The sequence below is a fragment of the Frankia sp. AiPs1 genome (genome assembly GCF_023716945.1).
Lineage (GTDB): Bacteria > Actinomycetota > Actinomycetes > Frankiales > Frankiaceae > Frankia.
Map to the genome: position 1 here is coordinate 1 of NZ_JAMQQF010000429.1, position 5,261 is coordinate 5,261.

A 5,261-nucleotide genomic window follows, 5' to 3' on the forward strand; every position below is an offset into this window, starting at 1 on the left:
GTTGCGGGCCGGGTGCGCCTGCCTGTTCGCCGCCGTGGTCCGGGCGCCGGCCGGGCGTCTGTCGCAGCTCGCGGCCGATCCCCGGGTTCGGGTGGTCGATCCCGCGCCGCCCGGCGCCGGGCCGCCCAGCGTGAGGTTCCTCCCATTGTCACCGGATCGCCGCTGACCTCGGGCGCGCTGTCCTCCATCATCTGCCGAGTCCCCACCATCCGGTGGACGGGGCGCGGGGCCCGCGGGGGCGCCGCTGTCGTCGACCCCCGTACCGGTCGCGGCGGCCACAAGGCAGGATGAGGCGCAACGCCCTCGTCAGCGCGGGGTTGCCGGGCTCCGGTGACGCCGGTCGCGGCGTCGCGGGCAAGCACCTCGGACGGCACCAGTGATGATCACGAGCACGGCGACGATCACGACGGCGGCGATCACGATGACGGCGACGACCACGACTACCGGACGACAAGGAGCCCAGGGGTGAAGTTGGCGAAAGGCACCCGGGAGGTTTTCGACGCGGAGAGCCTGGTGGAGGAGTACCTGGGTCCCCGCAAGCGCGGGCTGCGTTACGCCTACCCCTACTACGACGGGCTGGTCACCAACGACGACCCGGATCTGCTGTGCACCGGCGACCTGCTGGCGCCCAGCCTGCTCGGCGTGCACGTCGACGTCGACCGGATGCACACCCTGACCGCGCTCACGCCGCTGCTGCAGCGCGCGCTGGACAAGCTCCCGCCCGGCATCGAGCTGATCGAGGCCGACGAGGTGACCCTGGACCTGGTGGCCGCACTCTACGACCCGCTCGACGACCCCGACGTCTCCGATCGGGACGTCAAGGGCTCGCTGATCGCCAAGGTGCTGCACCGCAAGCGGCCCGCGCTCGTCCCCCTGTTCGACTCCAAGGTCCGGATCTTCTACCAGCACGAGGACTGCGTCCCGCCGTCCCCGCGCGACGGTCGTAGCTGGCGGCAGTACATGGGGTTGCTCGTCCGGGCCATGCAGTACGACCTTCGGGAGAACGCCGAGGAGTTCCGCCGGCTCGCCGCACTGGTGCCCACGAGCGGCCCGCCGGTCACCCCGCTGCGCATGCTTGACGTCGTGGTGTGGATGAGCAGCGCAGTGTGACTCGTCCCCGACGACGGCCCGGGCCATCGCCCGCGGCCGGCTGCGAGAATGGGTGACGTGCTGAGCTACGCCGTCCGCGGGCTCACCCGACGACATGGGGTGGGCGGGCACTCCGTCCTCGCCAACGACCGGATCGATCTCGATGTCCGGCAGGGCGAGGTGTTCGGAGTGCTCGGCCCGAACGGCGCCGGGAAGACCACGCTGGTCCGTCAACTGATGGGGCTGCTACGCCCCGACGCAGGCACGATCACGATGTTCGGTCGCGACGTCCGTGCCGCCCCGGACCTGCCCGCCCGGCTGGCCGGCTACCTCGGTCAGGACGATCTCGCGCTGGCGGAGCTGCCGGTCGCCACCGCGGTGGCGACCACCGCGCGGATGCGTGGCGTCTCCCGTGCGGCCGTGCGGGAGGTCCGCGACGACATCCTCGACGAGCTCGGCCTCACCGCGGTGGCGGACCGGCCGCTGGCCCGGCTGTCCGGTGGGCAGCGGCGGCTGGCCTGCGTGGCCACGGCGCTGGTCGGCGACCGGCCGGTCCTCGTCCTCGACGAGCCGACCACCGGCCTCGACCCGATCGCCCGCCGCGCGGTCTGGGGGGCGTTACAGCGCCGCCGGGACACGACCGGCACCACCGTCGTGCTGATCACGCACAACGTGCTGGAGGCGGAGTCGGTGCTCGACCGGGTCGCCGTCCTGGAGTCCGGGCGGGTGATCGCCTGCGACACCCCGGGCCAGCTCAAGGCGTCGGTGTCCGGCGACGTCCGGCTCGACCTCGCCTGGCGCCATGAACCCCCCGCCGACGACCCCACCGTCGCCATGCTGGCCGGCCTCGCGACGACCAACGGCCGGCGCTGGACGGTCCGCCTGGATCCGGCGACCGCCCGCGAGGCCCTCGGCCGGCTGACCACCGGCGCGGCCCTCGCCGCGCTGGATGATTTCAGCCTCGCCACCCCATCCCTGGAGGACGTCTACCTCACCCTCGGCGGGGCGTCCCGAGACCTGGAGCGGACATGACTGTGCACGTGCGTCGTCCGGGCCAGCAGGTGTGGACCCGATGACCATCGTCCCGGACGCGCGCGACGCGCCGGCGATTCTCGCGGCACTGCAGCCGGAGCCGTCGATGGATCCGTCGCTGGAGCCGTCTCCCGGGCTGTCCGTGGAGCCGCTGTCCGTGGAGCCGCTGTCCGTGAAGCCGCTGTCCGTGGAGCCGTCGTCGGGGCCGTCGACGGTGCCGCTGCCGTTGCCGATCCCGATGCCGGCGCGGCTCGGGCCGCCGAAGATGCCGCTGGCCACCCGGTTCGGCACGGCGTTCGGCGCGGTCTACCGCGGGCAGCTGGCCCGGTCGAAGGTCGGCCGGATCCCGTTGCTGTTCGTGGCGTCGTTCCAGTCGATCGGGATCCTGGTCCTGCTGCGCGGCATCCTCGACGTCGACAACACCACCGCCGCCGGCCAGGTCGTCGCGGGTTCCACCGTGCTGGTGGTGGCGTTCGTCGCGCTGAACCTGCTCGCGCAGCGGTTCGGGGCCCTGCGGGCGGCCGGCGCGCTCGACTACTACCTGACCCTGCCGATCCCGCCGGCGGCGGTCGTGCTCGGCACGGCCGCGTCCTACGCGACGTTCGCCGCGCCCGGCACGGTCATCACGGCCCTGCTCGGTGCCCTGCTCTACAACCTGCCGATCACGGGGCTGTGGCTGCTGCTGCCCGTCGTCGTGCTCTCCGGGGTGTGCCTGGCGGGTCTGGGGGCCGTGGTCGGCCTGCTCGCCCCGCGCCCGGAGCTGGCGACCATCGCCGGTCAGCTCGGGATGAGCATCGTGCTGTTCCTCGGCGTCATCCCGGCCGACCGGCTGCCCGAGATCGGCCGGGTCGCCCGGGACGTGCTGCCCAGCAGCTACGCCGTGGACGCCCTCGCGGCCGCCTTCCAACCCGGCGTGGACTGGTCGAAGGTGGTTGTCGACCTCGCCGTCTGCGCCGCGGTGGGGATCGCGGCGCTGGCCGTCGCGGCGGTGACGCTGCGCCGCGTCGGAACCTCCTGACCGGAGCGCGATCGTCCGGGGTCTCGCCGGCCCGGGGCCACTGTCGCACCGGTGTGGCCGGGGCGGCTGCCCCGCACGATAGTGTCAACCGTCCGCGGTGGCCGACGACGCCGCCGAAGGTGATGCGGACGAGAAGACGGACACCTCTTGGCGGGACGGGCGACGTGACCGAGCGTTCATCGGAATATCGGGGGGTCCCGACGGACAACCCGGGAACCGAGCCGTCTCCCACCTCCCCGCTGCCGGCCCGTTCGCGGCGGCCGCTGTCGCTCGACGTCCGCCCGGGCCTGATCGCCGGCCTGATCTGCGCGGCGGCGATGGCGATCGCGGGGTTTCCGCTCGGCCTGCTGTGGGCCGTCGCCGCGCCGCACCTCGACGTCACCGGCGCCTTGCACGGCAACGAGTCGGCGTTCGCGGTCCAGAGCGACATCGACGCCCGCTTCGCGCTGATCTGTGCGGTGGCCGGGCTCGTCGGTGGCCTGGTGGCCTTCTGGCGGGCCCGGGACGCGGGCTTCGCAGTGCCGCTCGGACTTGCCGCGGGGGGTGTCGGCGGCGCGCTGGTCGCCGGCTGGATCGGCCACCTTCGGCGTTCTCCGGACCTGCTGCACAGCCTGCCGCCCAACGCCTCGCCGGTGCTGGCGGACCTGGTCGACCTGCGGGTCCGCGCGCATGGGCTCTACCTGGTGATGCCGGTGGTCGCCCTGGGCGTCTTCGCGATCGGCCTGTGGGCGACCTCCCGCCCCCGCCGAGGTCCACGCGGTGAGCGGCCGCCGGCCCCCGGTCCTGGCGGCGCCGAGCCCGGACCAGCGGCGGCCAGCTCGGGGCCGCCGAGCCCGGCGGACATCACCGCCAGCCGGGCTCCGGCTCGCGCAGAGGCACCACCGTCAGACTGAGCCGGTCGGGCCGGTCGGGCCGGTAGGGCCGGTCGGGCCGGTCGGGCCGGGTGGGACCCGCCGGCCGCTTCAGCGCGGCCGCCCGCCAGGCGCCACCACTACGGCGTTCTGGCCGGCTCAGTTGGGGCTCGGGTCCACCCGGCGCAGCTCGCTGGAGCCGATCGTGGTGATCTTCTGGAGCAGGCCGACCTCCCTGTGCAGCAGGGCGCGTTCGACGCGCAACCGGGTGGCCGCGTCGGCCGCCGCCAGCAGGCCCTGGCGTTCGGTGAGATCGGTGACGGCTGCCGCAGCGATCACATAGGACAGGGCGACGGGCTCGTCGGGCAGGTCCGGCAGGGAGATCTGCACCGTGCCGGTGGCGGCCAGCCGCTCGGCGTAGGCGCGCATCAACCGCTGCACCGGCGCGACGGACTCGCGGGCGGCCTCGGCGTCACCGACCTCGTCGGGCAGGAACTCCACCTCCCCCACCAGGTAGGGCGCGCTGTGCTGATCCACCGTGCCGATGCGGAACCGCTGCCCGCCGACGGTGATCAGGGAGAACCGGCCGTCCGGATGCTCCTGCACCCGGCGCAGCACGGCCGTGCAGCCGACCTCGTGAATCGCCGGCAGCGCCGCCCCTGTCTCGCGGCCCCGGCGGATGGCCACGACCCCGAAACTGCGCGTTTCGTCGGCAGGCTGGGCGAGCAGCTCCCGGACCAGCGCCCGGTAGCGCTCCTCGAAGATCTCCAGGGGCAACACGAGCCCGGGCAGCAGCACGGTCCCGAGTGGGAACAACGGCAGTCGCGTGCTCATCGCCGGTGCCCTCCTTCTGGCCCACCCGGATCCTGCCCTCGCCGGATCCGACCCTCGCCGGAGCAGGCCGCCGCCGACCGGCCATCGCCGACTGGCCGCCGCCAGGGGGACGCGCCGCGGCCGGTCCACGTGCCGTAGCGGCGGACTCGACCCAACCTTGTCCCGCGCCGGCCGCGGTGTCTATCGGCCGACCCCTGTGATTCTCGCCGAACGAGGGCGTGTCGGCGTCGCCCGAGGTCCGCCCGGGGTGGCGCCACCGGGCCCGGGGTCCCTTTCGGTCGCCATTCGGGCGAGAATGGGCCGGTGTGGGGAACCGAACCGGAGCTGCTGGTCGTCCTCGAGGAAGCGGGCCGCGCAGCGGGCCCGTTGGCCGCGTTGGCCGCGTTCGGCCGGGTGACCTCGGCGTTGCCGCCGCGGCTGGCGCTGCTCGCGGTGCC

The 5,261-nt window shown here is 74.0% G+C and carries 5 protein-coding genes; 4 read left to right on the forward strand and 1 reads right to left on the reverse strand.

Features of this window, described 5'->3' with window-relative positions; genetic code table 11:
• Positions 1-465 precede the first annotated feature (465 nt).
• The 4 genes from ND748_RS24570 to ND748_RS24585 all read left to right on the forward strand — a co-directional run bounded on the left by ND748_RS24570 (position 466) and on the right by ND748_RS24585 (position 4,032).
• Positions 466-1,110 carry a DUF6308 family protein gene (locus tag ND748_RS24570; protein WP_251748345.1) on the forward strand — a complete coding sequence of 215 codons (645 nt, stop codon included), beginning with the start codon at positions 466-468 and terminating at the stop codon, positions 1,108-1,110.
• A 48-nt stretch (positions 1,111-1,158) separates the two neighbouring features.
• On the forward strand, positions 1,159-2,121 hold the full coding sequence (locus ND748_RS24575) for an ABC transporter ATP-binding protein (RefSeq protein ID WP_251748346.1): 963 nt from the start codon (positions 1,159-1,161) through the stop codon (positions 2,119-2,121).
• Positions 2,122-2,227: 106 nt separating this feature from the next.
• Positions 2,228-3,139: an ABC transporter permease gene (locus ND748_RS24580; protein ID WP_374216022.1), complete on the forward strand. Its 912-nt coding sequence runs from the start codon at positions 2,228-2,230 to the stop codon at positions 3,137-3,139.
• 164 nt (positions 3,140-3,303) lie between these two features.
• On the forward strand, positions 3,304-4,032 hold the full coding sequence (locus tag ND748_RS24585) for a hypothetical protein (protein ID WP_251748348.1): 729 nt from the start codon (positions 3,304-3,306) through the stop codon (positions 4,030-4,032).
• Positions 4,033-4,149: 117 nt separating this feature from the next.
• Here the strand turns inward: ND748_RS24585 and ND748_RS24590 are convergent, their stop codons facing one another.
• Positions 4,150-4,824: an LON peptidase substrate-binding domain-containing protein gene (locus tag ND748_RS24590; RefSeq protein ID WP_251748349.1), complete on the reverse strand. Its 675-nt coding sequence runs from the start codon at positions 4,822-4,824 to the stop codon at positions 4,150-4,152.
• Positions 4,825-5,261: the final 437 nt, after the last annotated feature.